Genomic DNA, 24,823 nt, shown 5'->3' with positions numbered 1-24,823 from the left:
TTTCTTCGCCGAGCGGCAAGGCCGCTCGGCTCGAAAACCTGGAGGAAAAACCCACCCGAATCTTACATGAAGTCCGCGATGCCAGACTGCTTGTTCTTGTCGTTCTCGAAGACTGACTCGAGGCTCTTTTCGAGCACTTCGAGCCGCTGTTTCGTGTAGTCGCGGCAGTCGAACTCCTCGGCCACCTGAATCGCGGTATCCATGTACTTGTTCACGGAGCCCTGGTGGACCGTGAGGTTCACCCGACCGCCGCACTCCCGGCAGTCGCCCGAAAGCGGCATCCGCCGGTACTTTTCGCCGCAGTCGAGACACCGCGTCTCCTGTCGCGAGAAGGCGCGGAGGTTCCCGATGAGGTCCGGCAGGAAGTGGTACTCGATGACGCGCTCTGCCACGTCCGTCTCGTCGACCGCCCGGAGCTTCCGTGCGAGGAACAACTGGGCGTCCATCTTGTCCATCATCGACCCGAGCGTCTTGTACGCGGAGAGGTCGGGGCCGGCGGCGATATCCGTGGTGTCGTGGGTGTGGTCGAATCCGGTGTACTCGCGGTCGGTGCCCAAGTACTCCTCGGCGATGGTGACCTCGTCCTCCCAGTCGTCGGGGTCTTCCATCCGCAAGGTCGCCTCGTAGAACTCGCGGGGGTACTGCCGCACGATGTCCATGTTGTGCGCCTCGTCGTCGATTTCCGACGGGTCGATGCGCGAGGACATGACGAGCGGCGCGTCCATCTGCCCGCCGCGCTTGTCGGGGAGGTATTCTTTCGAGAAGTTGAGAAGACCGTCCATGAGGAGCATGACACAGTCCTCGTCACCGTCGCACTGCGCGACGTGGAGGTCGTTGGCGACCAGCGAATTGGTATCTTCGACGGTCAACGAGTAGGTGTGGTCGACATCGCTTTCGAGATATTCGACCGAGACGACTTCGTCAAGCCACGTATCGCCGCCGTCCGAGAAGAGACGCTGGCTTCGGATATCCGTGTCGTCGAGAGCGCTCGCCAGCGCCTCGCTCTTTCGAGGGAGGTGGAAACCGACTTCCTCGGCGAATCGAACCACGTTCTCCGACGTGACTTTGAGGACCCACGAGTCGAACGTCGGGACCTCGTCTCCGTCGTAGAACTCCGCTACTGCACCCGTCTGCGGCGTTCGGCGCTCGGAGTAGGTTTTCGAGGCGATACCGAAGCGTTTGAGCGCGGCAACGAGGTCGCGCTTGAGGTCGTCGCTCACGGTGTGCGCGCGAATCTCGACACGGTCCGAAGACGCGCTTCCGTCGCCGGAGAAGTACGCAGACAGGAAGGACCGAAGAACCGGCTCGGGACCGGTGAGTATCGACTCCGGGACGCGTTTGTCCTCGGCACGCGACCCGCATCCGATGACGTCCGCAAACAGCGACTGAACGAGCCGACTCGAAATCGTGACTTTCCATTCGTTCTCCTCGAACGCGTCGACACCGAGCGCTTCGCTAACCGTGTCGAGGATGTGTTCGCGGGCGAGTTCGTCCGGGATACAGATCGTCGTCTGGTAGAAGTTTCCGGGCGACGCTCTCGTGAAGCCGTCCGCGGCGTAGTATCCCAGTACAGTTCCGAACGCCTCGTCGATATCGAGCACTCTCGAAACAGTCGCAGTATCGCGACGAACGCCGAGAGATAGCTCACGCGGAAGCACGTCGACGACCGTTTCGACGTCTCCGAGAACTGCCACGAATACCGATGCCGGAACGCTGTCGCGAGCGATCCAGTTGTAAACCGTCGAATCGCTCCGTCCGAGTCGCTCAGCGACCGGTTTCAGGTAGCCGCTCGCTTCGGTATGCTCGTCGAAGAGCGACCGGATTCGGTCCGCGCCGAGCCCCCGAATCATCAGGTCTTCGACCGGTATCGACTCACCGTGCAGGAACTCCGCGAGCAGGTCGAACTGCGCCGGGCCCGCGTCGATGTCGACGCGCTTGGGCGACGGAAGTGCGTCACCTTCGTCGAGTTCGTGCGCGGGAATCCGAGTGAAGCCGCCGTCGTCGGCTCGAATCACCGTGTGGTCCGGAGTGACCGTTAGTTCTCTTCCACCACGAGTCTCGATTCGTACGAGGTGGTCCTGTGCGACGTGCTTAGAGACGGCTTCGACCGGTTTCATCGTCTCTCGGCCGTCTCTGTCCAAAGACGGGACGTACACGTTCCCGTCCAGTTCCTGAACGAGCGTCCCGAAGTCGTCGGTCTCCGGGTCATCGAGCCGTTCCTCGACGAGCGATCGAACCTCGTCGTATCGCCACCGGTCGGACTCGTCTCGGAACCAGACCTTCGTCTCCGGATGGAAACAGTTCCGACGCTTCGCAGCGTGGAAGTACGGATGAGCGTATCCGACTGCTGCTGTCGTGAACCCGACAACTCTGCCGACGACCGCGGCGGAGGTGTGGGGAGCCATCCCGAAGACGAGTTCGCCGATGAGGTCGTCGCGCTCTTCGATTTCGTAGAACCGGTCGAGGCCGTAGAACTGTTCGAGGAGGTCGTCGACGAAGTCGGCGGTCTGCATCATGTGCTGCGCCGCGCCGTTCGAGAGGACGATGTCCTGAACTTTGAGTTCGACCAGTTGGTCGTCGAACCGGAGGGGTTCGCCGTCGATGTCGGTCTCGTAGCCGAGTTCGCGGAAGTGGTCTGCCGTCACGTCGAGTTCCTCGGGGCGGACCGCGGTGACGGGCAGGTCGGTCATGTCGTAGCGGACGGTGCCGTCTTTGAACGACGATACGTCGTGTTTCGCCCGCAGGACGCCCTTCTCGATAGGTTCGGGCGTCTTGTTCGCCGAGGTGAGTCCCTTCACGCCCTTGAGAATCTGGAACGACGACTCGCGCTCGCCGACGCGTTCGAGGGCGTCGCGGTACTCGGTGTTGAGGTCGATTTCCTGCCACTCGGCGCTCTCGACGTCCCACTCGCAGCGCTCGCAGTAGACGCGTCCCGACTCGTCGGGTTCGATGACGGTTCCGCAGTCGTCGCACTCGTAGTGGGGTTCGGTGTGGCCGCCGCAGTCGGGGCACTTCGACTTGAAGCCGAACGCGCCGCAGTCGGGGCACTTGCGCCGACCGAGTCGGACCGAAATCTGCCCGCGCCTACCGGACTCGCCGCGGTGTCTGGCGGCGTCGCCCACGTCGCGTTGGCTCCCGCCGGCCTCGCCGATGGGAAACAGCGTGTGGACGGCCGGCGAGAGGTCGCGGCGCTCGGACTTCTCCGGGCGGCCCATCCGGTTGCCGATGCGGGTGGGCGCGCGCTCGCGGACGGTAAAGGGCACGACCTCGTTGACGGCCTCGACGGCGTTGTCGCCGTCGTCCCACTCGCGGGCGCGCTCCGAGAGGTCTGCGAGTTCCCACGTCCGCTCGCGGTCGTCGGTGAGGCCGAGGCTCCGGGCGAGCGGTCGCCAAACGGGGACCCGGAGCGTCTCGTCAGTCTGGCGGTGGGCGACGAGCAGGTGTTCGAGCGCCTCCCGAATCTCGGGCGTGTTGTCGAGGACGAGCGTACCCTCAAGCCCGCGCTCGGGTTCGTTCTCGTGTTCGAGCGCGCCGGCCGTGCCGCCGTCGGCTTCGGCGGCGACGACATCGCCCGCCGCGACGGCGTCGGCGAGTGTGTCGAACCGCTCGACGGAGATGTCGTGCCAGAGATAGGTGTACGTCGGGTGCAACGGGGCGTCGAACTCGGTCGCCCACGAGAGGGCCTGTTCGACCGACGGCTCTTCGAGGTCGACGGCGGGGTCGTCGCGGAGCGCCTGCACGTTGGCCTCGGTCGTCTCGAAGTCCTGAATCCACCACTCGAAGACGTACGAAGCGGGTGCGAGCGGGTGGTTGTTCTCGACGAATTCGCCGAAGTTGACGAGGTACTCGCCGAGGTCGAGAATCTTCTCGACGCCGTTCTGGAGTTCCTCCGCCTCCTCGGGGTCGTCGATGCGGCGCACGTCGCCGTTGGCGAGTCTCACCGTCGGTCCCTCGATAGAATCGACGGGGACGACGCCGCCGGCCTTGCCGGGACGCTCGGTCTTGATTTGGGTGCCGGTGGCGATGAAGTCGTCCACGATGTGCATCGTCGCGGGGTGGACGCCGGCGGTTGCGAAGCCGTGGTTGCGGGCGCGGCCGTACCGCAGGCGGAAACCGCCGCGTGCGGAAGGATGACCGAACACCGGGCGGCCCGCGATGAGGTCGCGGAGGAACTTGGTCGCGGGTTCGACGCGGGTCGGCCCGTCCGGCGCGTCGCTCTCGACGTCGTCGTCGGCCGGGTCTGCGTCGGCCTCGTCGGCGTCCGGGTCGTCACCCGCGTCGTCTGCCTTTTCGGCGTCTTCGTCGTCCTTGCCGATGGTACCGTCGATAAGGTCCTGAAGCCACGGCCAGTCGACCTCGTCGAGTTGGCGGGGGTAGCGCTGAATCTTCGGGGCCTTGAGGGCGATACCCTCGGCCGCGACGAGACACATACCGCCGCGGGCGGAGTTGGTATCGACGCGTTCGAGGTCGCGGTAGCCCGAGACCTCCTCGTCGCCGGTGGCCTCGCCGTCGAGCATGATGGGCATGTTCTCGGCGATAAAGCGCGACTCCTTGTCCTTCGGCGAGTACTGGAGGCCGGTCTCCTTGTCGTAGAGGTTAATCTCCTCGACGTAGCGCTCGACCTCGTCGGTTCGAGCCTTGTACTCGTCGATGTCGAGAAGCGACCGGGCGTAGTCGGCGACGAGCACGGAGAGGGCCTGCGCGGTGCCGCCCGCCGAGCGAATCGGGCCGGCGTAGTAGACGTTGACGAACTCCGTGCCGTCGTCGTTTTCGAGGATTTCGACGCGGTCGATGCCCTCGATGGGGGCGGCGACGACCCCCTCGGTGAGGAGGGCGACGGCAGTGCGGACCGCGCCCTCGATTTTGCCCTCGCGAGAGTCGTAGTCGCCGACGTTGCCGTCGACGAAGTCGGTCACGAGTTCGAGCGCGGCTTCCTCGCGGGACATCTCGCCTTCGAGTTCACGGACGCGCTCTGCGACGCCGTCGATGCCGAGGATGTTCTCCACGCGGTCGGCCATGTCCTTGGCGACCGGAATCTCGACTTCGGTCCTCGGGTCGTACCCCGTCGCCTTCGCGGCCTCCGCGAGGTCGAACGCCTCGTCGAGGCGAGCTTCGATGCGGCGGAAGTACCGGGAGTCCTCCTCGCGCACGGTTACAACCAGAGGTCGAGGTCGGTCACCGCGTCGTGGTCGCGTTCGAGCGGTTCCTCGAAGGCGCGGAGGTTCACTTCGCCGGCGAAGACGGTCGCCGAGTCGAGGTGGCCGGCGAGCGACTGCCCGCTGCGCCGAGAGAGAATCGCGTGCGTGTGTGCGAAGGGTTCGCCGTCGAGGAGCGCGACGTTACCCACGCAGGCGGCGACTTCGAGCGGCTCGTCGAACGTCACGGACTGGTACTCCTGGTCCGTCTGGTCGTAGAACCAGAGTTCGGCGTCTTGGACGGCACCCATGGCGTTGAACCACGCGGACTCGATGTCCTTGCGCGCGCAGAACTCCTCGATCTCCTCGCGCCAGTCCGCACCGTGTTCGAGGCGGGCGAGGTACTCCTCGCTCACCGTCACCGCTCGAGCGTTCATGCAGCGTACCACGAGCGAGTCGGACTAAAATGTGAATGGTCTGGCCGCCGGGCGTCCGGCGGCGGGCTTACGGGGCCGGAGCGATTATCGCCACTCGTCGAGCGCGAGCGCGTCGGCTACGTCAGCAGCGAGCCACGCGTCGTCGCGGGAGATGTCCGCGATAATAAGACGCTGGCCCGTCTGAGAGCGATCCACCGAGGCCATGACCTCGGCGCCCGAGTCGTCGACGGAAGCCGTCGCATCCGGCGTCATGTATGATACATAGTGACACCCCTATATAAGTGGACCGAAACGGCAGGGCGAGAGGGAGCCCGTTACCCGATTCTGTCGTTCCGAAAAGTGGTTTAAAATGTAAAACGAGTTCTGTGGGGATTCTCGTGGCAGTTTTCGCCGCTTATGTATGGTACTACATCCCTTCCACGCTACACTATATCAAACAAATCGAATACGGTAAGTTTATCCACGCGGCCCGGAAAGATTGGTTCGAATGCCAGACACTAACAAACTCTCGCGTCGCCGTTTCCTGAAGGCAACGGGTGGGGCCGCCACGGCCGCCGCCCTCGCCGGTTGTACCGGCGGTGACGGTGAAGAGACGACGACGACCGAATCCGGTGGCGACGAGACCACCACCGCGACGACGACCGAAGGGACACGGGCACGGAGCTGTCCGGCTCGGTGTTCAACCGTATCCTCTCGGGCACCATCACGACGATGGACCCCGTCGCCGCGACCGACACGTCGTCGGGCATCATCATCCAGCAGGTCTTCGACTGCTTGATGTCGTACCCGAACGCCCTGCCGACGGTCGAAAACGAGCTCGCCGCGGACTACACGGTCTCGGACGACTTCACGACCTACACGTTCCAGCTCGCCGACGCGACCTACCACAACGGTGAGACGGTCACCGCGTCCGACTTCATCTACGCGTGGGAGCGCCTCGCGGCCTCCTCGAACAGCCGCCGCGCCTACTTCATCCTCGATTCCATCGGCGTGGAACACGAGACGGACGACGAAGGCAACTACGTGCCCGGTTCGCTCGGCGTCGAAGTCGGCGAGACCGAGACCGAACTCGTCGTCAACCTCTCCGAGCCGTTCCACGACACCCTCGAGATGTTCGCCTACACCTCGTTCGCCGCCCTCCCCGAGGGCGTCCTCGGCGACGTCGAGGGCTACGACGGCGAGATGGAGTACACCGAATTCGCCTCGAACAACCCCATCGGCGCGGGCCCGTTCGAGTTCGCCTTTTGGGAGCAGGGTACCGCCGCGGCCGTCTCCAAGTACGACGACTACTACGGACAGGTCGCGCAGGTCGACAACGTCCGCTGGCAGGTCATCGAGGACGACACGGCTCGCTACAACTACGCGATGAACGAGAACGCGGACTACTTCGGACTGCCCACCGCGCAGTACGACCCCGGTCTCGTTCAGGTGGAGTCGACCGACGAGTACGGTCGTGAAATCGGTAAGTACGGTCCCGTCCGCAACGGGAAGACGCTCAACTACGTCGGCGTCCCGACGCTGTCGATCTTCTACGTCGGCTTCAACATGGAGAAGGTCCCGAAGCCGGTCCGTCAGGCGTTCGCTTACGTCCTGAACCAGGGCCAGATGGTCTCGGAGGTCTTCAAGGGCCGCGGCTCCCCCGCACAGCTCTTCACGCCGCCGACTATCTTCCCCGGTGGCGCGCAGGCCGCAAACGACCTCATCGACTCCGAATACCCGTACAACGCGGACGAGACGGACATCCAGGCCGCCCGCGAGGTTATGGAGGAAGCTGGCTACGGTGAGGACAACCAGTTCGAGGTCCAGTGGACCCAGTACAACTCCAACACGTGGGAGGAAATGGCGAGTATCCTCCGCGACCAGCTCGCGTCCGCCCACATCAACATGCAGATTCAGAAGGCCGACTTCTCGACGCTCCTCGAGCGCGGCCGCAACGGCCAGCTCGAAGCGTACACCCTCGGCTGGATCGCCGACTGGCCGGCCCCGGACAACTTCCTGCAGCTCCTGAACCCGCCGCAGACAGACACCTCCAAGCAGGGCCCCATCTCGTACGTCAACTGGACGGCCGAAAACGGCGACGCCTACCAGCAGGCGACCGACGCCTACCAGCAGGTCGTCAACAACCCGGCCCCGACCGACGAGGCCCAGCAGATCCGCGACGAGGCCTACGTCGACATCGAGACGGCCAACTGGGAAGACGTCGCGATGCTGCCCATCTACAACCGCAAGGACGAGACGTTCTGGTACGACACCGTCAACATCGAACCGTTCGGTGGGATGGGTCCGAGCCGTCAGAAGCTCAACAACGTCACCCTCAACCGGTAAGACTGGGTAGCACGGGCGCACCCTCGCGTCCCGTCCCAATTGAAACGTCCGGTTATTTTTGACAAGCGTACAATTAGTCCCTACTATATAGTATAATCTGGCAGTAGAGTTGCTGAAACTGCGACATTAGGACTTCGAAGCGCAAGACATATCCATACCACTCATTAAACCAGTACAATAATGTCCGCTCGAACGGTCTGCGAGGTGATGCCATGAGTCGATGGCAGTACTTCCTCCGCAGGGTACTGATGTCGATTCCTGTCGTCATCTTCGGGACGACAATTACGTTTGCCCTCATCCGCCTGGGGCCACTCGACCCCGTTTCGGCGATTCTGGGGACGCAATACAACCCACAGGCGGCAGAACAGATTCGGACGAACCTCGGGTTGAACCAGCCGCTCTGGAGTCAGTACCTCGACTTCATGTATCGGTTGTTCACCTTCCAACTCGGCCAGTCGTGGGTCATCGCACCCGGGACGACCGCGTACGAACTCATCGAAATCTACGCGCCCCGGACGATTTGGCTCGGCTTCTGGTCGGTCATCATCGCGCTGTTCGTCGGGATTCCCCTCGGCTTCTACGCCGGGCTGAACCCGAACACGCCCTCCGACTACGCCGCCTCCTTCGGCGGAATCGTCTGGCGCGCGATGCCGAACTTCTGGCTGGCCATCATGCTCGTCACGGCCCTCTCGCAGCTCGGGACGTGGACCAACGGCCTGTTCACGTGGCAGACGTGGATCGTCAGGACGAACGTCGTGACGCCGCCGGCGCTCGGCTTCTTCCAGTCGCCGGTCGAACAGTTCCTCGAAGACCCCGGCGGGTGGACCGAGTCGTTCGTCCGGGCGACGAAGCAGATCGCCCCGGCCGCGCTGGTCCTCGGGTCGGCGTCGATGGGGAACGAGATGCGCATCGGCCGCACCGCCGTCCTCGAGACCATCAACTCGAACTACGTCGAGACCGCCCGCGCGAAGGGCGTCTCCGGGCGCTCGCTCGTCTGGAAGCACATCTTCCGGAACGCGCTCATCCCGCTCGTGCCCATCATCACGGGCGAGGCGTTCCTGCTTCTCGGCGGGTCCGTGTTCGTCGAGACGGTCTTCGCCATCAACGGCCTCGGCTGGCTGTTCTTCAACGCAGCCATCAACGGGGACCTGCCGCTCATCGGGACGCTGATGTTTATCTTCATCCTCATCCTGGTCGGCACGAACATCCTACAGGACTTCCTGTACACGATTATCGACCCGCGCGTCGGGTACGACGGGTGAACCACAGTGAGCACGACAACCGAAACCGAAATTCCGCTCCGACAACGAGTCGCTGAGAACCCCCAGCCCGCGCTGATTTGGGCCGCCATCGGTGCCGTCCTCATCGGCGCCGAGCTGGGCGCTATCCTCCAAGTCGTCGGTGCCGTCGCCGGCGTGGTCGTCAACCTCATCCCCGGTGACCCCGGCGCGTCGGCCGTCCAGTCGCTGCAGGCGGCGTTCGACGCGATTCCGACGCTCATCTCCCGCGACGTGATTCCGAACCAGGGCTACTGGAACGGGACCGGCTACGAGAACACGTTCCTCGGGCTCTCGCCCGCGGTCGCGTGGGCCATCCGCGTCGCGGTCGTCTACGCGTACGCCTTCGCGGTGCTGGCGTGGGCGTGGAACGGCTACAAGCGGTTCCGCCGCCACTACCGCCGCGTCGACTGGACGCCGCGGGACGACGTGGTCAACCGCTTCCGGGGCCACTCCTGGGGCAAGTTCGGGCTCATTATCGTCATCACGTTTGTGGTCATGGCGGTATTCGCGCCCACGCTCGGGCCGACCACGATGGAACAGAACATCCTCCAGCCGTACGACTACGAGGTCAGCTACTGGAGCGAAGACACCCAGAGCGTCGAGACCGTCCTCGTCGGCGAGGCCAATCTCGGCTCCGGGTCGCAGGGAGCGGGTGACGAGAACGTCGCGCCGCTGACGTACGACGACTTCGGCAGATTCCACCCGTTCGGCACGGCGACAAACGGGAAGGACTTGTTCACACAGGTGGTGTTCGGGGCCAGGATATCCCTGACCATCGCCGTCGTCGCCATGGGCATCGCCGGCCTCATCGGACTCGCCTTGGCCATGATAACGGCGTACTACAAGGGACTGGCAGACTTGGCAACGGTGTTAGTCTCCGACTCGATACAGGCGTTGCCGGTCATCATGGTCCTCATCTTGATGCTCGTCATCTTCCAGAACACCTGGGTGAGGGAGTTGTACGACGGCGCGGTGCTCATCATCCTCATCTTCAGTATCGTCTACTGGCCGTTCATCTGGCGGTCGATACGTGGGCCAGCGCTCCAGGTCTCCGAGCAGGACTGGATTGACGCCGCGAAATCGTTCGGCCAGACGCCGACGCAGGTCATGCGCAAGCACATGGCCCCCTACGTGTTCAGCTACATGCTCATCTACGCCTCGCTCAGTCTCGGTGGTATCATCATCAGCGTCGCCGGGCTCTCGTACCTCGGGCTCGGCATCACCGCGCCGACCCCCGAGTGGGGCCGGCTCATCGCGAACGGACAGCAGTACGTCGCGAGTCCCTCGTGGCACATCTCGCTCGTCCCCGGCCTCCTCATCACGCTCGTCGTGACCGGTCTGAACGCCTTCGGCGACGGCATCCGCGACGCCATCGACCCGCAGGCGGACACCGGTGACGAGGCCGCGGCCACGGGAGGTGGCGCATGAGCACCGAACAGGCGAGTTCGACCCGCACCGAGGGAGAGCCCCTGCTCTCAATCGAGAACCTCCGAACGTCGTTCTACACCGACAAGGAAGTCATCCGCGCGGTCGACGGCATCTCGTTCGACATCTTCCGCGGCGAGACCGTGGGTATCGTCGGCGAGTCCGGTTCGGGCAAGTCGGTCACGGCCCGCTCTATCATGCGGCTGGTCGAAAATCCCGGCCGCATCGAGAACGGCCGCATCATGTACGACGGCGAGGACCTCCTCGACAAGTCGCCGAAGCAGATGCGCTCCATCCGCGGCGGCAGCATCGCGATGGTGTTCCAGGACCCGCTGACGAGCCTGAACCCCGTCTACACCGTCGGCAACCAGATCAAGGAAGCGCTCCGACTCCACCGCGGACTGAGCGGGTCGAAGGCGACGAAAGAGGCCATCGAACTGCTCGAAGCGGTCGGGATTCCGGACGCGCACCGCCGCGTTCGCGAGTACCCCCACCAGTTCTCCGGCGGGATGCGCCAGCGCGCCGTCATCGCGATGGCGCTCGCGTGCGACCCCGAACTGCTCATCTGCGACGAGCCGACGACGGCGCTCGACGTGACCATCCAGGCGCAGATTCTGGAACTCCTCGAAGAGATCCAAGAGGAACGCGACCTCGGCATCATGTTCATCACCCACGACATGGGCGTCATCGCCGAAATCGCGGACCGCGTCAACGTGATGTACGCGGGCGAAATCGTCGAGAGCGCACCCGTCGTCGAACTGTTCGAGTCGCCGAAACACCCCTACACGCAGGGGCTTCTCAACTCCATTCCCGGACAGGGGCTCGACGAGGACGAGCGCCTCGCGACCATCGAGGGCGACGTGCCGACACCGAACGAGGACCCGACGTACTGTCGGTTCGCCCCCCGGTGCCCGAAGGCGTTCGCAGAGTGCGACACGGTACATCCGGTCCCCGTCGACGTGGGCGACAGCGCGGACGACCACCGAGCGTCGTGTCTGCTGTACCCCGAGGACCTCCCGTCCGAGGAGGCGGTCGCCGTCCACCGCGAGGGCGGACAGCGCGGAGGTGACACGCGATGAGTACGACATCCACCGAAGAAGAGCGAAGCACCGAGGCGCGCGGAGACACCATCCTCGAAGTCAACGACCTCAAAACCTACTACGAGGACGGCGGCTTCCTCGGCAGCAACCCCGTGAAAGCGGTCGACGGCGTCTCGTTCGACATCCAGCGCGGCGAGACGCTCGGACTCGTCGGTGAGTCCGGCTGCGGGAAGTCCACGCTCGGGCGCACGTTGATGCGCCTCGAAGAGGCCACCGCGGGCGAGGTCAAACTCAACGGCACGGACATCACCACGCTGTCCGGCTCGGACCTCAAGCAGTTCCGCAAGGACGTACAGATGGTGTTCCAGGACCCCGATTCGAGCCTCAACGAGCGGATGACCGTGGGCGAAATCGTCCGCGAGCCGCTCGACGTGCACGACTGGAAGACGCCGTCGGAGCGCCGCGAGCGCGTCCGCGAACTGCTCGAAACCGTCGGCCTGCAGGAACAACACTACTACCGCTACCCGCACCAGTTCTCCGGCGGCCAGCGCCAGCGCATCGGCATCGCCCGCGCGCTCGCGCTCGAACCGGAGTTCATCATCCTCGACGAGCCGGTGTCGGCGCTCGACGTGTCCGTGCAGGCGAAGATTCTCAACCTGCTCGAAGACCTGCAAAACGAGTTCGGGCTGACGTACCTGTTTATCGCCCACGACCTCGCGGTCGTCCGCCACATCTGCGACCGCGTCGCCGTGATGTACCTCGGCAACATGATGGAAATCGGACCGGCGGACGAGATGTTCGACCAACCGGCGAACCCGTACACGCACGCGCTGTTGTCGTCGATTCCGGAGCCGGATCCGACTATCGAGCGCGACCGCATCACCCTCCGCGGGACGCCGCCGAGCCCGCGCGACCCGCCGGCGGGCTGTCCGTTCTCGACGCGCTGTCCGGTGAAGATTCGCCCGGAGGCGTACAGAGACATGGACCCAGAGCTCTGGGAGCGCATCGAGGTCTTCCGCGAAGTTCTGCGGGAGCGCTCGCGCGCCGACCCCTCGTTGAGCGACCGCGTCCGGAAACTGCTCGGCCGCGAGAGCCACCGCGCCGGGATGGACGAAATCATCCCCGAACTGTTCGGCGAACTGGACGTGCCCTCGAGCGTGATGACCCACATCCGCGAGGCCGCCGATTACGCCGAAAACGACGACGAGGACGCCGCGCAGACCTACCTCCACGAGGAGTTCGGGAGCGTCTGTGACCACGAGCGACCCGACCAGCTCACGGTCGGCAACCGGGGGCGCTTGAGCCTCTGTCACCGTCACGAACCCGAGTACGAAGAGCCGGCGGCCGTCTTCGAGACGCTCGTTCAATAGCCATGGAGTTCGACCCACGCCGCTTCGGCGTCAAGACCATCGACGCCGTGGTCTACGCCGTCTCCCTCACCGGCGTGGTGTTCGTCGTGACCGCCCTCCTGAGCACGCTCGCCGGCAACGGACTGCCCGGCGCGAAGTGGCTCATGTTCTTTCTCGGGTTCGCCATGTTCGGCTACGCGTCGCTGAAGGTCCGCCCGAAGGCGGCCTGGAAGGGCGGCGACGAAAACAGCGACAACGACGGCGGCCTGTTTTCGGGGAGCGACGAGCCCGTCGGCGTCGAGAAACTCGTCGGGAACGCGCTCGACGCGATACTACCGCCGCGACTGCGACCCGCGAACAGCGACGAGCGGCCGTCGAGCGGGGGGAAACTCCTCCTCGCGTCGGTCTGTATCCTCGCGGCCTCGTACGCGATGGAGGTCGTCTTCGGCATCAACTACTGACCGCCTCGGACCCCCGTGGCCTTCGATGCCTTTTACCATATACGTCGTCCAGAACGGGTATGGCCGAACTCGGAGACGACGAGACGCCCGATGTCGAACGAATCGCCGGCGAGGCGGACCGCCGCCGCGAGGCGTGGGGCGCAACGCTCGACGACATGACAGCGATGGCCGACGAGTTCGAAGCCGACGGGTGGGAGACGGTCCGCATCCCGGCGGGCGACAGCGGTCCGTTCGGTCCCTCCAGCGGCAAGGGCGACGAGGGGGCGTTCGGCCTCGCGTACGTCATTCCCGGCGACAAGGCCGAGACGGTCGCCGACCTGTTCGAAGCGACGTCGTTCCCCGAGTACGAGGTGTACCGCGCGGAGAACGACGGCCGCGTCTACATGGTGACGGCGCTGTTCTCGCCGGACGCCGAGACCGCTATCTTCCTCGCGGGCGCGTGGGACCTCCGCGAGGCGCTCGAGTGTGCGACCGTCGCCGTCGAGGAAGGGCGGATGTACACCTACCTGCAGAAGCTCGACGGCACCGTCGTCGGCGTCGTCGAACACGACGACCCCGAGAAGTTCTTCCCCAACCTCGATGCGATTCGGCGGTACGCGCCGAACAGCGGCGACGACGAGGCCGAAGGCGACGCGAGCGACGACAACTGAGTCGGGGCCGTTCCGCTTTCGTTTTCGGAGGACTCACGACGCTCCCGCGAGCGACGGCGGACGCCTGTCAACGAGCCGAAAGCGTTCGCAGAGTACATTAGGCGGGGGGAAGAAAGCGGGTGTATGAAAGTAGCCGACGCGATGACCCGCGGTGAGGAGGTCGTGACGGTGTCCCTGCCGGGCACCCGCGACGACGTTCTGGAATACCTCCAAGAGCGTGGGTTCTCTTCTGTTCCTGTGGTGAAAGAGACCGACGAGGGGACGAAGTACCGAGGGCTCATCTCTCGGGAGGACCTCATCGAACACCCCGACGAGGACCAGCTGGCGGTGCTCGTCCGCGAGGTGCCGACCGCGAGCGCCGACGACGACCTCGAAGCGGTGGCCGCGACGATGGTCTCGGAGGGCGCGCGCCGAATCCCCGTCGTCGACGGCGACGCCATCGAGGGCATCCTCACCGTCACCGACGTGGTCCGGGCCATCGCCCGCGGCGACATCGACGGCGAGACCGAGGTCGGCGACCTCGCCGCCCGCGACGTGAACACGACGTACGTCGACGTCCCTCTGCACATCGTCGAGCGCGAGATATTCTACGCGAACGTTCCCTACGCGGTCGTCCTCGACGACGAGGCCTCGCTGGCCGGCATCGTGACCGAAGTCGACATCATCGAGGTCGCCCGCGTCGTCGAAGGCGAGGCCGGCACCGGCGACTCGGTCGCAAACCAGGACGACGAGTGGATGTGGGAGGGAATCAAGGCGGTCGGCAACCGTTACATCCCGACCCGGAACGTCGAGATTCCGGCCGAGCCGGTCTCGAAGTTCATGACCGACGACCTCGTGAGCGTCCCGACGCGCGCCACCGCCAAGGACGCCGCCCAGACGATGATTCGCGAGGACATCGAGCAGATTCCGCTCGTCTCCGGCGACGAACTCATCGGCATCGTCCGCGACATCAACCTGCTGGAGGCGCTGTATGAGTGAGGGCGACGAGTCCGCAGCGCTCACCGAACTCGCCAAGCGACGCGGCTTTTTCTTCGGCTCCTCGGAGGCCTACGGCGGCGTCGGCGGGTTCTACACCTACGGCCCGCAGGGCGCGGCCCTGAAGTCCAACGTCGAAGAGGCGTGGCGCGAGCGCTTCGCCGTCCAGGAGGGCAACCTCGAAATCGAAGCGCCGACCATCATGCCCGAGCCCGTCTTCGAGGCGTCGGGCCACCTCGACGGCTTCGACGACATGCTCGTCGAGTGCGCCGAGTGCGGCGAGTCCCACCGCGCGGACCACCTCATCGAGGACAACTCCGAACTGGAGGACGCGGAGACACTGTCGCCCGAGGAGGCGGCGGAGAAAATCGCCGACCTCGGCCTCGTCTGTCCGACCTGCGGCGCGGACCTCGCCGGCCAGTCGGTCGAGGACTTCAACCTCATGTTCGAGACGAACATCGGACCCGGCTCCTCGACGCCCGGCTACCTCCGCCCCGAGACGGCGCAGGGCATCTTCGTGGAGTTCCCGCGCATCAAGGAGTACGCGCGCAATAGCCTCCCGTTCGGCGTGACGCAGGTCGGCCGCGCCTACCGCAACGAGATTTCGCCGCGGAAGAGCATCGTCCGCACCCGCGAGTTCACGCAGGCCGAACTGGAGCACTTCATCGACCCCGAGCGCGACGAGGCCGACCTCTCTGCGGTCGAGGACGTGGAGGTGCTTCTGTACCCCGCGACCGAGCAGGAGGCCGACGACGGCGACTACGTCGAGACGACCATCGGCGAGGCCGTCGAAGACGGCGTCATCGGCAACGCGTGGCTCGGCTACTTCCTCGGCATCGCCCAGGAGTGGTACGAGACGGTCGGCGTCGACATGGACCGCTTCCGCTTCCGCCAGCACCTCGCGGGCGAGCGCGCCCACTACTCCTCGGACTGCTGGGACGCCGAGAGCGAGGTCGACGGCGACTGGATAGAAATCGCGGGCTTCTCGTACCGCAGCGACTACGACCTCTCGAAGCACTGTCTCTTATACACATCTCTNCCTCGCGCCATCAGAGATGTGTATAAGAGACAGGCTCGGGCCCGAGTTCGGCGCGCAGGCCGCCGACGTGGCCGAGGCGCTGGAGACGCTCGCCGAGCGCGACCCCGACGCCTTCGACGCCGACGAGGTGACCCTCGACATCGACGGCGAGGAAATCACCGTCGACACCGACGTGGCGAACTTCTCGGTCGAGACGCAGACCGAGGCGGGCGAGCACATCACCCCGCACGTGGTCGAGCCCTCGTTCGGTATCGACCGCACGGTGTACACGCTCCTCGCGCACGCGTACGAGACCGACGAGGTCGACGGCGAGGCGCGGAGCTACCTCTCGCTTTCGCCGTCGGTCGCGCCGACGAACGTCGGCGTCTTCCCGCTCGTGAGCAACGTCGACGAACTGGTCGACCTCGCCGACGACGTGGCCGCCGAACTCCGCGCGGCCGGCTTCGCGGTCGTCTACGACGACTCGGGGAGCATCGGTCGGCGCTACCGCCGACAGGACGAGGTGGGCACGCCGTTCTGCATCACCATCGACCGCGACGGGCTCGAAGGCGACGGCGCGAACACCGTCACCATCCGCGAGCGCGACAGCGGAAAGCAAGTCCGACTGCCCGTCGACGACCTCGTCGGAACGCTCGTCGGCCTGCGCGCCGGCACCGCCTCGTTCGACGACGTGCTCGACGAGAACGAGGTCGTCGAGGCGTAACCCGCCGTGGGGCGACCGAGCACCGCCGAGGTGAAACGGCGACTGGTCCACGCGAGCGGCTCGGGGATGCCGCTTTTGTACCTCCTCGGGCTGGTCGAGTGGCGTACCCTCGGGTATCTGTTCGTCTTCCTCGCGGCGGTCGTCAGCGTCCTCGAACTGCTTCGACTGTTCGGCGGCCTCGAATGGGTCGTCTACGACGAACTCACCCGCGAGTACGAACAGGACAACGTCGCCGGCTACGCGCTGTACGTCTACAGCCAGACCGCCGTCGCGTTGGTGTTCGACCCGCACGTCGCGGTTCCGGGGATGTTCATGCTCACCATCGGCGACCCGATAAGCGGCCTCCTCGGCTCCGCCCCGGTCGGCGAACTGAAGTCGGCGCGGACGCTCGCGGCGATGTTCGCGGTCTGTTTCGTCCTCGCCGCCCCGTTCGTGATTCCCGTGTCGGGGGTCGTCGCGGGCGGCCTCGCCGCGGCCGTCGGAGCCGCGGGGGCGACGCTGGCCGACGGCGTGAAACCGGTTGTCGCCGGCTACGTCATCGACGACAACCTCTCGATTCCGCCGGTCGCCTGTACCGCCATCGCGGTGACGCTCTGGCTGGTCGCCTGAACGGAACGCGGTCGGCGTTCGGGTGTCGGTCCGTGATGCGATTTTATTTCGGTCGGCGACGAACCGGACAGTCATGACTGTCTACGAGAGCGACCTTCCGGGCGTCGGGAAGAAACACGAGGTAGAACTCGGCGACGGCTCCCGACTCGTCATCGTGACGCACAACACCGGCAAACGGGAGGTGTTCCGGCGTCCGAGCGCCGACAGCGATTCCGAGAAGCTGTTCGAACTCACCGACAAGCTGGCCCGACAGGTGGGGACGCTCCTCGAAGGCGCGTACTTCCAGCCGGTCCAGACGGAGACCATCGAGACGCTCCTCGGCGACAACACGCTCATCGAGTGGGTCGAAGTCGGCGCTGACTCCGACGTCGCGGGCAAGACGCTCGGCGAGTCCGACCTCCGGCAGGCGACCGGCGCGTCCGTCATCGCCATCGATCGCGACGACGAGGTCATCACCTCGCCCGGCGGCGACACGATGATCGAAGCCGGCGACACGCTCGTCGTCATCGGTCCCAAGGCGGCCTGCCGCGACTTCACGGCGCTCGTGAAAGGGACCTGATGGCAGCGGCGCTGCTCGAATTCGGCTACCTGTTCGCAGTCCTCGCGGTCGTCGGAGCAGTCGCGCTCCGCGTCGGCCTGTCGGTGATTCCCCTCTACGTCGTCGGCGGCGTCGTCGCCGGACCGTACGTCGCCGGGCGGTTCGGCCTCCCGTACGTCCCGAACGGCGAAGTGGTGGCGATTCTGGCGGAACTCGGTATCGTCCTCCTCCTGTTTTTCCTCGGGTTGGAGTTCAGCCTCGACCGACTCCGGTCGTCGGGAGCGAAAATCGGCCGCGCGGGCGTCATCGACCTCGCGGTGAACCTCCCCATCGGCATCGCCATCGGTCTCGTTCTCGGGTGGTCGCCGGTGGAGGCGCTGCTGCTCGGTGGCATCGTCTACATTTCGTCGTCGGCCATCGTGACGAAGACGCTCATCGACCTCGGATGGATTGCGGACCCCGAGTCGGAGCCGATTCTGGGGACGCTCGTCTTCGAGGACCTCGCCATCGCGGTCTACCTCGCGGTCGTCACCTCGCTCGTGCTCGGCGGCGACGGCGGCATCGCGGCCATCGGTCGCTCGCTCGCCATCGCCTTCGGCTTCCTCGGCCTCCTGTTCGTGGCCGTCCAGTACGGGACGGTGCTTTTCGCCCGCGTCCTCGACGTGGAGAACGAGGAGGCGTTCGTCCTGCGGGCGCTCGCGGTCGTCGTTCCCATCTCGGGTGCGGCGCTCGCGCTCGGGGTGAGCGAGGCCGTCGCGGCGTTCTTCGTCGGGATGGGCTTTTCGACGAGCGGCCACCGGGAGCGACTCGAACACCTGCTCGTCTCGGTCCGCGACGTGTTCGCCGCGGTGTTCTTCTTCTGGATTGGCCTCGGCACCGACCCGACGCTGTTGGCGGCGGCGGCCGTCCCGCTCGCCATCGCGGTCGTCGTGTCGACGCCGTCGAAGATTCTCTCGGGCTATTTCGGCGGTCGGGCGTACGACCTCTCCGCACACCGGTCGCTCCGGGTCGGCGTCGGGCTGGTGCCGCGCGGCGAGTTCTCGCTTGTCATCGCGGCGCTGGCCGCCGCGGGGACGACGCCGGTGATGCGCGAAATCATCCCGGCGTTCGCGGTCGGCTACGTCTTCGTCATGAGCGCGCTCGGGACGGTGCTGATGCAGCGGTCTGACCTCGTGGAGCGACTCGTGTTCCGCGGCCGCGCGGCAGACGGAGACGCCTCGACCGAGAGCGCCTGATTCGTCCCGGCGCGGCGTTTTCGACCCGTCGACGCCGACCGACCCGAACGGCCACAGAACACTTACCGGAGGAGTCGCCACGTTGCGGGTGCTATGACCCTTATCGAGTGGCTCGTCATCGCAGTCGTCGTGCTCGCGATTATCGCGCTCGTGGTCGCGCTCGTCGACAACGAACTACTGGTCGAACTCGCCGGGGAGTTGCTCGACTGAGGAAACGTTTGCGTCGCCGGAAGCGTTTAATAGGGAAGACGTCGTAGCGTTTCGCAACCATGGCGACTCGCAGCACCTTCGCCACTTTTGCCCCGCTGCGAGCCGCGGCTGTCCGACCCCGACGACGGGCCCTTTAGGGCCACAATCATCATCTCCTTCGGGACACGTCGAAATCGCTAATCACCTATTTTCGTGCCTATAGGCATCTCTACTACTTAATTTCAGAAATTGAATGCAAAGAATTTATCTGTATGTCCCCGCCACAGACGAGTACATGAAGAAAGTCGCACTCGCGTTCTCGGGCGGACTCGACACAACAGTCTGCGTCCCGATTCTCGAAGAGGAGTACGGATACGACGAAGTCGTCGGCGTCACCGTCGACGTCGGCCAGCCGGAAGAGGAGTTCGAGGAGGCCTACGAGACGGCCGAGGCCCTCGGGCTGGAACACTACGTCGTCGACGCGAAACAGGAGTTCGCACAGCTCTGTCTCGACTCGGTGTGCGCCAACGCGGACTATCAGGGCTATCCGCTCGGCACCGCGCTCGCGCGCCCGGTCATCGCTAAGGCCATCCTCGGACTCGCCGAAGAGAAGGACTGTGACGGTATCGCCCACGGCTGTACGGGCAAGGGCAACGACCAGCTTCGCTTCGAAGCGGTCTGGCGCGCCTCCGACCTCGAAGTCATCGCACCCGTCCGCGAGATGGGCATGACCCGCGAGTGGGAAATCGAGTACGCCGCCGAGAAGGACCTCCCGGTGCAGGGCGGCAACGAGGGCGTCTGGTCCATCGACACGAACCTCTGGAGCCGTTCCATCGAGGGCGGCAACCTCGAAGAACCCGGCTACGTCCCGCCGGAGGACATCTACGAGTGGACCGACCAGCCGTCCGACGAGACGGAACTCATCGAAATCGCGTTCGAAGACGGCTACCCGGTCGCCGTCGACGACGAGGAGATGGAACCCCTCGAACTCATCTCGTTCCTCAACGAGAAGGCCGGCAAGCACGGCGTCGGCCGCACCGACATGATGGAAGACCGCATGCTCGGCCTCAAGGTGCGCGAGAACTACGAGCACCCGGCCGCGACGACGCTCCTGAACGCCCACGAGGCGCTCGAAGGGCTCGTCCTCACGAAGGAGGAACGCGACTTCAAGGCCACCGTGGACAACGAGTGGTCCCAGAAGGCCTACGAGGGCCTCATCGACGCCCCGCTCGTGGGCGCGCTGAACGCCTTCCTCGAGAAGACCCAAGAGCGCGTCACGGGCACCGTGACCATCAAGTTCGAGGGCGGGCAGGCCCGCCCGGTCGGTCGCAAATCCGAGTACGCCGCGTACTCCGAGTCCGCCGCCTCCTTCAACACGGAGACGGTCGACGGCATCGAACAGGCCGACGCGACGGGCGTCGCCAAGTACCACGGCTTCCAGGCGCGCCTCGCCAACCAGAGCGCGAAAAAGCAGAAGCCCGAACTCGCCGCAGACGGCGGTAGCGACGAGTAAGATGGCAGGCGAGGACGGCGACTCCGAGGGCGTCATCCGCCGGGACCGCTTCAGCGGCGGCCCCGCCCGCGGGTTCATGTCGAGCCTCGCGGCCGACGAACGCATCTTCGAGGCCGACCTCGCCGTCGACCGGGCGCACGTCGTGATGCTCGCGTCGCAGGACATCATCGAGTCCGAGGTCGCGAGCGAGATTCTCGCCGCGCTGGACGAGGTCGAGGCCGCGGGCCACGACGCGCTTTCGGGCGGCGAAGACGTTCACGAGGCCATCGAGGCCGCCGTCATCGACATCGTCGGACCCGACGGCGGGAAGATGCACACCGCCCGCTCGCGCAACGACGAGGTGGCGACCTGCATCCGCTACCGTCTGCGCGAGGACGTGCTTTCGGCCCTCGACGCCGCGCTCGCTCTGCGCGAGTCGTTACTCGAGACGGCCGCGGCACACACCGAGACGGTAATGCCCGGCTACACGCACCTCCAGCCCGCGCAACCGACGACGGTCGCGCACTTCCTCCTCTCGTACGAACGGGCGGTCGCCCGCGACTGCGCCCGCCTCATGTGCGCGTACGAGCGCATCAACCAGTCGCCGCTCGGGTCGGCGGCGTTCGCGGGCACGCCCTTCGACGTGAACCGCGAACTCGTGTCCGACCTGCTCGGCTTCGACCGCGTGATGGAGAACTCGATGGACGCCTCGGCGACCCGCGACTTCCTCGCGGAGACGCTGTCGGCGCTCACGACCCACGCGGTCACGCTCTCCGGCCTCGCCGAGGACCTCGTGATATTCTCGAACAAGGGCCTCGTCGAGCTGTCGGACGACTACTCGTCGACCTCCTCTATCATGCCGCAGAAGAAGAACCCCGACACGATGGAACTCGTCCGCGCCGTCGCGGGCGACGCCGTCGGGGAACTCACCGGCCTCCTGACGACGCTGAAGGGACTCCCGCGCGCGTACAACCGCGACCTACAGCGCGCCCACAAACACGCGTTCCGCACCGTCGACGACGTGGCCGAGGCGGCCGCGGTCGCCGCCGGCGCGGTCGGGTCGGCGACGTGGCCCGAGGACGAACTCGCCGCGGCCGCGGGCGACGGCTTTTCGACCGCGACCGGCGTGGCGGACCTGCTGGCGATGGCCGGCCTGCCGTTCCGCACGGCCCACGAGGTCGTCGCGGAGGCGGCCGCCCGCTCCGAGGGAACGCCCGACGTGGCAACACTTGACGCCGTCGCTACGGACGTATTAGGTGAGTCACTCTTTACGCACGTGACAGCCGAGGCCGTCGAAGCCGCGCTCGACCCGACCGAGAGCGTGGCGAGTCGCGATTCGGTCGGCGGGCCCGCACCCGCCGCCGTGGAGGCGACGCTCTCGACGGCCCGCGACGAGCTCTCGGACGACGCCGCCGCCGTCGCCGACGCGCGCGACTCGCTCGCCGCGGCGGCCGAGGGTCTCGAAGAGGAGGTCTCGAGCTATGTCTGAGTTCACCGACGCGACGCCCGCCGGTCTGCTCCGACGACCGCGAGCGACCGCGCCGCGACGACCGGCCGGGCTCCGGCGACCCCGACCGGAACCCCGACGACGACCACGCCCGACGCGGGGGACGGGTCGACCGGTCCGACGACCGGTCCCGTCTCCGGCGTCGAGTGAGCGTGGCACCCAAGCTCGACGCGTCGTTCGGCTGACCCGTATTGTCGGCCGATTCGACAGATAACACCCGCTAGAGACTTCTTTGCGTTTATTTTCGACGTGTAATTTTCGACGGCTTTAATACCGTCCGTCGACCAGCCACGGATGTAATGAGCGACACCATCACCGCGGAAGACCCGCTGAGTGGAGAGGAAATCGAGCTGCCTGCCGACGTCGAAGTCGGCGAAATCATCGACAGCCCCGCCACGGGCGCAGAGCTTGAGGTCGTCTCCCTCGACCCCGTGACACTCGAAGAAGCGCCCGAACTCGAAGAGGACTGGGGAGAGTAAATTGCACGTTGGACTGCTCTATTCCCGGATTCGCCGCGACGAGAAGCTCCTGCTCAACGAGCTTCGCGACCGCGGCCACGAGGTGACGAAGATAGACGTTCGGAAAGAGCAGTTCGACCTCACGGAGCCGCCGGAATCGTTCGACGGACTCGACGTGGTGGTCGACCGCTGTCTGGCGACGAGCAGGAGCATCTACATCACGCGCTTCCTGCAGTCGTACGGAATCCCGGTCGTCAACTCCCACGAGACCGCCGACATCTGCGCCGACAAGGCGAAAAACAGCCTCGCGCTCGCTGACGCGGGCGTCCCCACGCCGAACACGAAAGTGGCCTTCACGGTCGACTCGGCCATGGAAATCGTCGAGGAGTTCGGCTACCCCTGCGTCCTCAAGCCGGTCGTCGGCTCGTGGGGTCGCCTGATGGCGAAAATCGACTCCGAGGCGGCCGCCGAGGCCATCCTCGAACACAAGTCGACGCTCGGGAACTACGAGCACAAGGTGTTCTACATCCAGGAGTTCGTCGAGAAGCCGGGCCGCGACATCCGCGTGCTCGCCACCGACGGCGAACCCGTGGCCGCGATGGTCCGCTCGTCGGACCACTGGCTCACGAACGCCGCGAAGGGCGCGAGCGTCGACGAGTTCGAACTCGACGACCGCGCGAAGGAACTCGTCAAGCAGGCGTCCGACGCGGTCGGCGGCGGCCTCCTCGGCGTCGACCTCATGGAGACCGGAGACGACTACACCGTCCACGAGGTCAACCACACCGTCGAGTTCAAGGCGCTCAACGACGCCGTCGAGGCGGACGTTCCCGCGACGGTCGTCGACTGGCTCGAAGCGAAGGCCGACGGCGAGCAGTCGCTGGCGGAGGTCTCGGCGTGAGCGAACAGCTCACCGCGGGCGTCGTCGGCGGCTCCGGCTTCACCGGCGGCGAACTGCTCCGCCTGCTCGACGGCCACCCGAACTTCGACGTCGAACAGGCGACGAGCCGCTCCTACGAGCGCAAGACCGTCGGTCACGTCCACCCGAACCTTCGTCACCTCGACCTCCGTTTCACCTCGCCGGAGGACCTCGAATCAGTCGACGTGCTGTTCACGGCGACGCCCCACGGCGTCTCGATGGAGCACATCGACGCCTTTCAGGACGCGGCGGACACCGTCGTCGACCTCTCTGCGGACTTCCGTCTCTCCGAGGCGGCGCAGTACGACGAGTGGTACGACGGCCACGTCTGCCCCGAATACCTCGAACAGTCGGAGTACGCGCTCCCCGAACTGAACCGCGAGAACCTCCCCGGCGCGGACCTCATCGCCGCGGGCGGCTGTAACGCGACTGCGACGATTCTCGGCCTCAAGCCGCTTTTCGACGCCGGCATCCTCTCCGGCGACGAGCAGGTCGTCGTGGACGTGAAAGTCGGCTCGTCGGAGGGCGGCGCGGGCGCGAGCAAGGCGTCGTCGCACGCCGAGCGCTCGGGCATCGTCCGCCCCTACGCGCCGACCGGCCACCGCCACGAGGCCGAAATCGAGGAGTACCTCGGCCTCTCGGTCTCGTTTACCGTCCACGCGGTCGACATGGTCCGCGGCGCGGCGGCGACCTGTCACGTCTTCCCCGACGGCCCCGTCTCGAAGGGCGACATGTGGAAAGCGTTCCGCGGCTCCTACGGCGACGAACCGTTCATGCGCACCGTCGCCGGCGGCGGCGGCGTCTACCGCTACCCGGAACCGAAGTCGGTCGCCGGGACGAACTTCGGCGAGGTCGGCTTCGAAATCGACCCCGGAAACCGACGACTCGTCGTCTTCTCGGCCATCGACAACATGATGAAAGGCTCCGCGGGGCAGGCGGTCCACGCCGCCAACATCGCGCTCGGGCTGGAGGAGACCGCCGGACTCGACTTCACCGGCTTCCACCCCATCGGCTCGCCCTGACCGCACCGCCCCCGAACGCTCGCTCCGACCCACGATTT

The 24,823-nt window shown here is 65.8% G+C and carries 18 protein-coding genes and 2 pseudogenes; 17 read left to right on the top strand and 3 right to left on the bottom strand.

The features are described 5' to 3' along the window. Nucleotides 1-62: 62 nt before the first annotated feature. The 3 genes from C457_RS00725 to C457_RS20475 form a co-directional block, all read right to left on the bottom strand. Nucleotides 63-5,150, bottom strand: coding sequence for a DNA polymerase II large subunit (locus tag C457_RS00725; RefSeq protein WP_008091047.1), 5,088 nt, complete (start codon nucleotides 5,148-5,150; stop codon nucleotides 63-65). 2 nt (nucleotides 5,151-5,152) lie between these two features. Further along, nucleotides 5,153-5,572, bottom strand: a complete 420-nt coding sequence (locus tag C457_RS00720) for a PPC domain-containing DNA-binding protein (RefSeq protein ID WP_004973980.1) — start codon at nucleotides 5,570-5,572, stop codon at nucleotides 5,153-5,155. A gap of 84 nt (nucleotides 5,573-5,656) precedes the next feature. Further along, the gene (locus C457_RS20475) at nucleotides 5,657-5,824 is read right to left on the bottom strand and encodes a DUF7556 family protein (RefSeq protein WP_004973981.1); all 168 of its coding nucleotides are present in this window, start codon (nucleotides 5,822-5,824) and stop codon (nucleotides 5,657-5,659) included. A gap of 235 nt (nucleotides 5,825-6,059) precedes the next feature. On the opposite strand from C457_RS20475, the pseudogene C457_RS00715 reads away from it, so the two are divergent. From C457_RS00715 to argC, 17 genes and pseudogenes are all read left to right on the top strand, one after another. Beyond that, nucleotides 6,060-7,897: pseudogene (locus tag C457_RS00715) on the top strand (ABC transporter substrate-binding protein). A gap of 212 nt (nucleotides 7,898-8,109) precedes the next feature. Continuing rightward, nucleotides 8,110-9,159 (top strand): ABC transporter permease, encoded by a 1,050-nt coding sequence (locus C457_RS00710; RefSeq protein ID WP_008091041.1) that lies wholly within the window; start codon nucleotides 8,110-8,112, stop codon nucleotides 9,157-9,159. A gap of 6 nt (nucleotides 9,160-9,165) precedes the next feature. Continuing rightward, the gene (locus tag C457_RS00705; protein WP_008091039.1) at nucleotides 9,166-10,605 is read left to right on the top strand and encodes an ABC transporter permease; all 1,440 of its coding nucleotides are present in this window, start codon (nucleotides 9,166-9,168) and stop codon (nucleotides 10,603-10,605) included. Continuing rightward, nucleotides 10,602-11,681 (top strand): ABC transporter ATP-binding protein, encoded by a 1,080-nt coding sequence (locus C457_RS00700; RefSeq protein ID WP_008091037.1) that lies wholly within the window; start codon nucleotides 10,602-10,604, stop codon nucleotides 11,679-11,681. Before C457_RS00705 ends, C457_RS00700 begins: the two co-directional genes overlap by 4 nt. Beyond that, a complete protein-coding gene (locus tag C457_RS00695; protein ID WP_008091035.1) occupies nucleotides 11,678-13,012 on the top strand; it encodes an ABC transporter ATP-binding protein in 1,335 nt (444 codons plus the stop codon). Before C457_RS00700 ends, C457_RS00695 begins: the two co-directional genes overlap by 4 nt. A gap of 2 nt (nucleotides 13,013-13,014) precedes the next feature. Next, entirely contained in the window at nucleotides 13,015-13,452 is a 438-nt protein-coding gene (locus C457_RS00690) for a DUF7555 family protein (protein ID WP_008091033.1), read from the top strand. Nucleotides 13,453-13,511: 59 nt separating this feature from the next. Then, a complete protein-coding gene (locus C457_RS00685; protein ID WP_008091031.1) occupies nucleotides 13,512-14,102 on the top strand; it encodes a DUF7529 family protein in 591 nt (196 codons plus the stop codon). 123 nt (nucleotides 14,103-14,225) lie between these two features. Continuing rightward, nucleotides 14,226-15,080 (top strand): CBS domain-containing protein, encoded by an 855-nt coding sequence (locus C457_RS00680; protein ID WP_004968794.1) that lies wholly within the window; start codon nucleotides 14,226-14,228, stop codon nucleotides 15,078-15,080. Further along, nucleotides 15,073-16,816, top strand: a pseudogene (gene glyS / locus C457_RS00675) (glycine--tRNA ligase); the annotation flags it as partial. The gene C457_RS00680 and the pseudogene glyS, both read left to right, overlap by 8 nt. Before the next feature lie 9 nt (nucleotides 16,817-16,825). Beyond that, nucleotides 16,826-17,428 carry a dolichol kinase gene (locus C457_RS00670; RefSeq protein WP_049913334.1) on the top strand — a complete coding sequence of 201 codons (603 nt, stop codon included), beginning with the start codon at nucleotides 16,826-16,828 and terminating at the stop codon, nucleotides 17,426-17,428. A 73-nt stretch (nucleotides 17,429-17,501) separates the two neighbouring features. Then, nucleotides 17,502-17,987 carry a cation:proton antiporter regulatory subunit gene (locus C457_RS00665; RefSeq protein ID WP_008091022.1) on the top strand — a complete coding sequence of 162 codons (486 nt, stop codon included), beginning with the start codon at nucleotides 17,502-17,504 and terminating at the stop codon, nucleotides 17,985-17,987. Then, complete coding sequence (locus C457_RS00660) at nucleotides 17,987-19,201, top strand: cation:proton antiporter (RefSeq protein ID WP_008091020.1); 1,215 nt, start codon at nucleotides 17,987-17,989, stop codon at nucleotides 19,199-19,201. The genes C457_RS00665 and C457_RS00660 overlap by 1 nt, the downstream gene beginning before the upstream one ends. Nucleotides 19,202-19,685: 484 nt before the next feature. Continuing rightward, entirely contained in the window at nucleotides 19,686-20,903 is a 1,218-nt protein-coding gene (locus C457_RS00655; protein WP_008091019.1) for an argininosuccinate synthase, read from the top strand. Between the two features lies 1 nt (nucleotide 20,904). Then, on the top strand, nucleotides 20,905-22,371 hold the full coding sequence (gene argH, locus C457_RS00650) for an argininosuccinate lyase (RefSeq protein ID WP_008091017.1): 1,467 nt from the start codon (nucleotides 20,905-20,907) through the stop codon (nucleotides 22,369-22,371). 317 nt (nucleotides 22,372-22,688) lie between these two features. Continuing rightward, on the top strand, nucleotides 22,689-22,868 hold the full coding sequence (lysW, locus tag C457_RS00645) for a lysine biosynthesis protein LysW (protein WP_004045057.1): 180 nt from the start codon (nucleotides 22,689-22,691) through the stop codon (nucleotides 22,866-22,868). Between the two features lies 1 nt (nucleotide 22,869). Next, a complete protein-coding gene (gene lysX, locus C457_RS00640) occupies nucleotides 22,870-23,745 on the top strand; it encodes a lysine biosynthesis protein LysX (RefSeq protein WP_008091006.1) in 876 nt (291 codons plus the stop codon). Continuing rightward, complete coding sequence (argC, locus tag C457_RS00635) at nucleotides 23,742-24,785, top strand: N-acetyl-gamma-glutamyl-phosphate reductase (RefSeq protein WP_004973998.1); 1,044 nt, start codon at nucleotides 23,742-23,744, stop codon at nucleotides 24,783-24,785. The genes lysX and argC overlap by 4 nt, the downstream gene beginning before the upstream one ends. Nucleotides 24,786-24,823: the final 38 nt, after the last annotated feature.

It is taken from the genome of Haloferax prahovense DSM 18310 (assembly GCF_000336815.1).
Classification (GTDB): domain Archaea; phylum Halobacteriota; class Halobacteria; order Halobacteriales; family Haloferacaceae; genus Haloferax; species Haloferax prahovense.
The sequence above is the reverse complement of the archived record's forward strand: the minus strand, read 5'-3'. Positions and strand labels throughout refer to the sequence as shown.

What these genes read in the sequence shown, in the direction of transcription:
- C457_RS00720 (WP_004973980.1), bottom strand. Translation starts at nt 5,572, where the DNA reads ATGAACGCTCGAGCGGTGACGGTGAGCGAGGAGTACCTCGCCCGCCTC.
- C457_RS20475 (WP_004973981.1), bottom strand. Translation starts at nt 5,824, where the DNA reads ATGACGCCGGATGCGACGGCTTCCGTCGACGACTCGGGCGCCGAGGTC.
- C457_RS00710 (WP_008091041.1), top strand. Translation starts at nt 8,110, where the DNA reads ATGAGTCGATGGCAGTACTTCCTCCGCAGGGTACTGATGTCGATTCCT.
- C457_RS00700 (WP_008091037.1), top strand. Translation starts at nt 10,602, where the DNA reads ATGAGCACCGAACAGGCGAGTTCGACCCGCACCGAGGGAGAGCCCCTG.
- C457_RS00695 (WP_008091035.1), top strand. Translation starts at nt 11,678, where the DNA reads ATGAGTACGACATCCACCGAAGAAGAGCGAAGCACCGAGGCGCGCGGA.
- C457_RS00690 (WP_008091033.1), top strand. Translation starts at nt 13,015, where the DNA reads ATGGAGTTCGACCCACGCCGCTTCGGCGTCAAGACCATCGACGCCGTG.
- C457_RS00685 (WP_008091031.1), top strand. Translation starts at nt 13,512, where the DNA reads ATGGCCGAACTCGGAGACGACGAGACGCCCGATGTCGAACGAATCGCC.
- C457_RS00680 (WP_004968794.1), top strand. Translation starts at nt 14,226, where the DNA reads ATGAAAGTAGCCGACGCGATGACCCGCGGTGAGGAGGTCGTGACGGTG.
- C457_RS00665 (WP_008091022.1), top strand. Translation starts at nt 17,502, where the DNA reads ATGACTGTCTACGAGAGCGACCTTCCGGGCGTCGGGAAGAAACACGAG.
- C457_RS00660 (WP_008091020.1), top strand. Translation starts at nt 17,987, where the DNA reads ATGGCAGCGGCGCTGCTCGAATTCGGCTACCTGTTCGCAGTCCTCGCG.
- C457_RS00655 (WP_008091019.1), top strand. Translation starts at nt 19,686, where the DNA reads ATGAAGAAAGTCGCACTCGCGTTCTCGGGCGGACTCGACACAACAGTC.
- argH (WP_008091017.1), top strand. Translation starts at nt 20,905, where the DNA reads ATGGCAGGCGAGGACGGCGACTCCGAGGGCGTCATCCGCCGGGACCGC.
- lysW (WP_004045057.1), top strand. Translation starts at nt 22,689, where the DNA reads ATGAGCGACACCATCACCGCGGAAGACCCGCTGAGTGGAGAGGAAATC.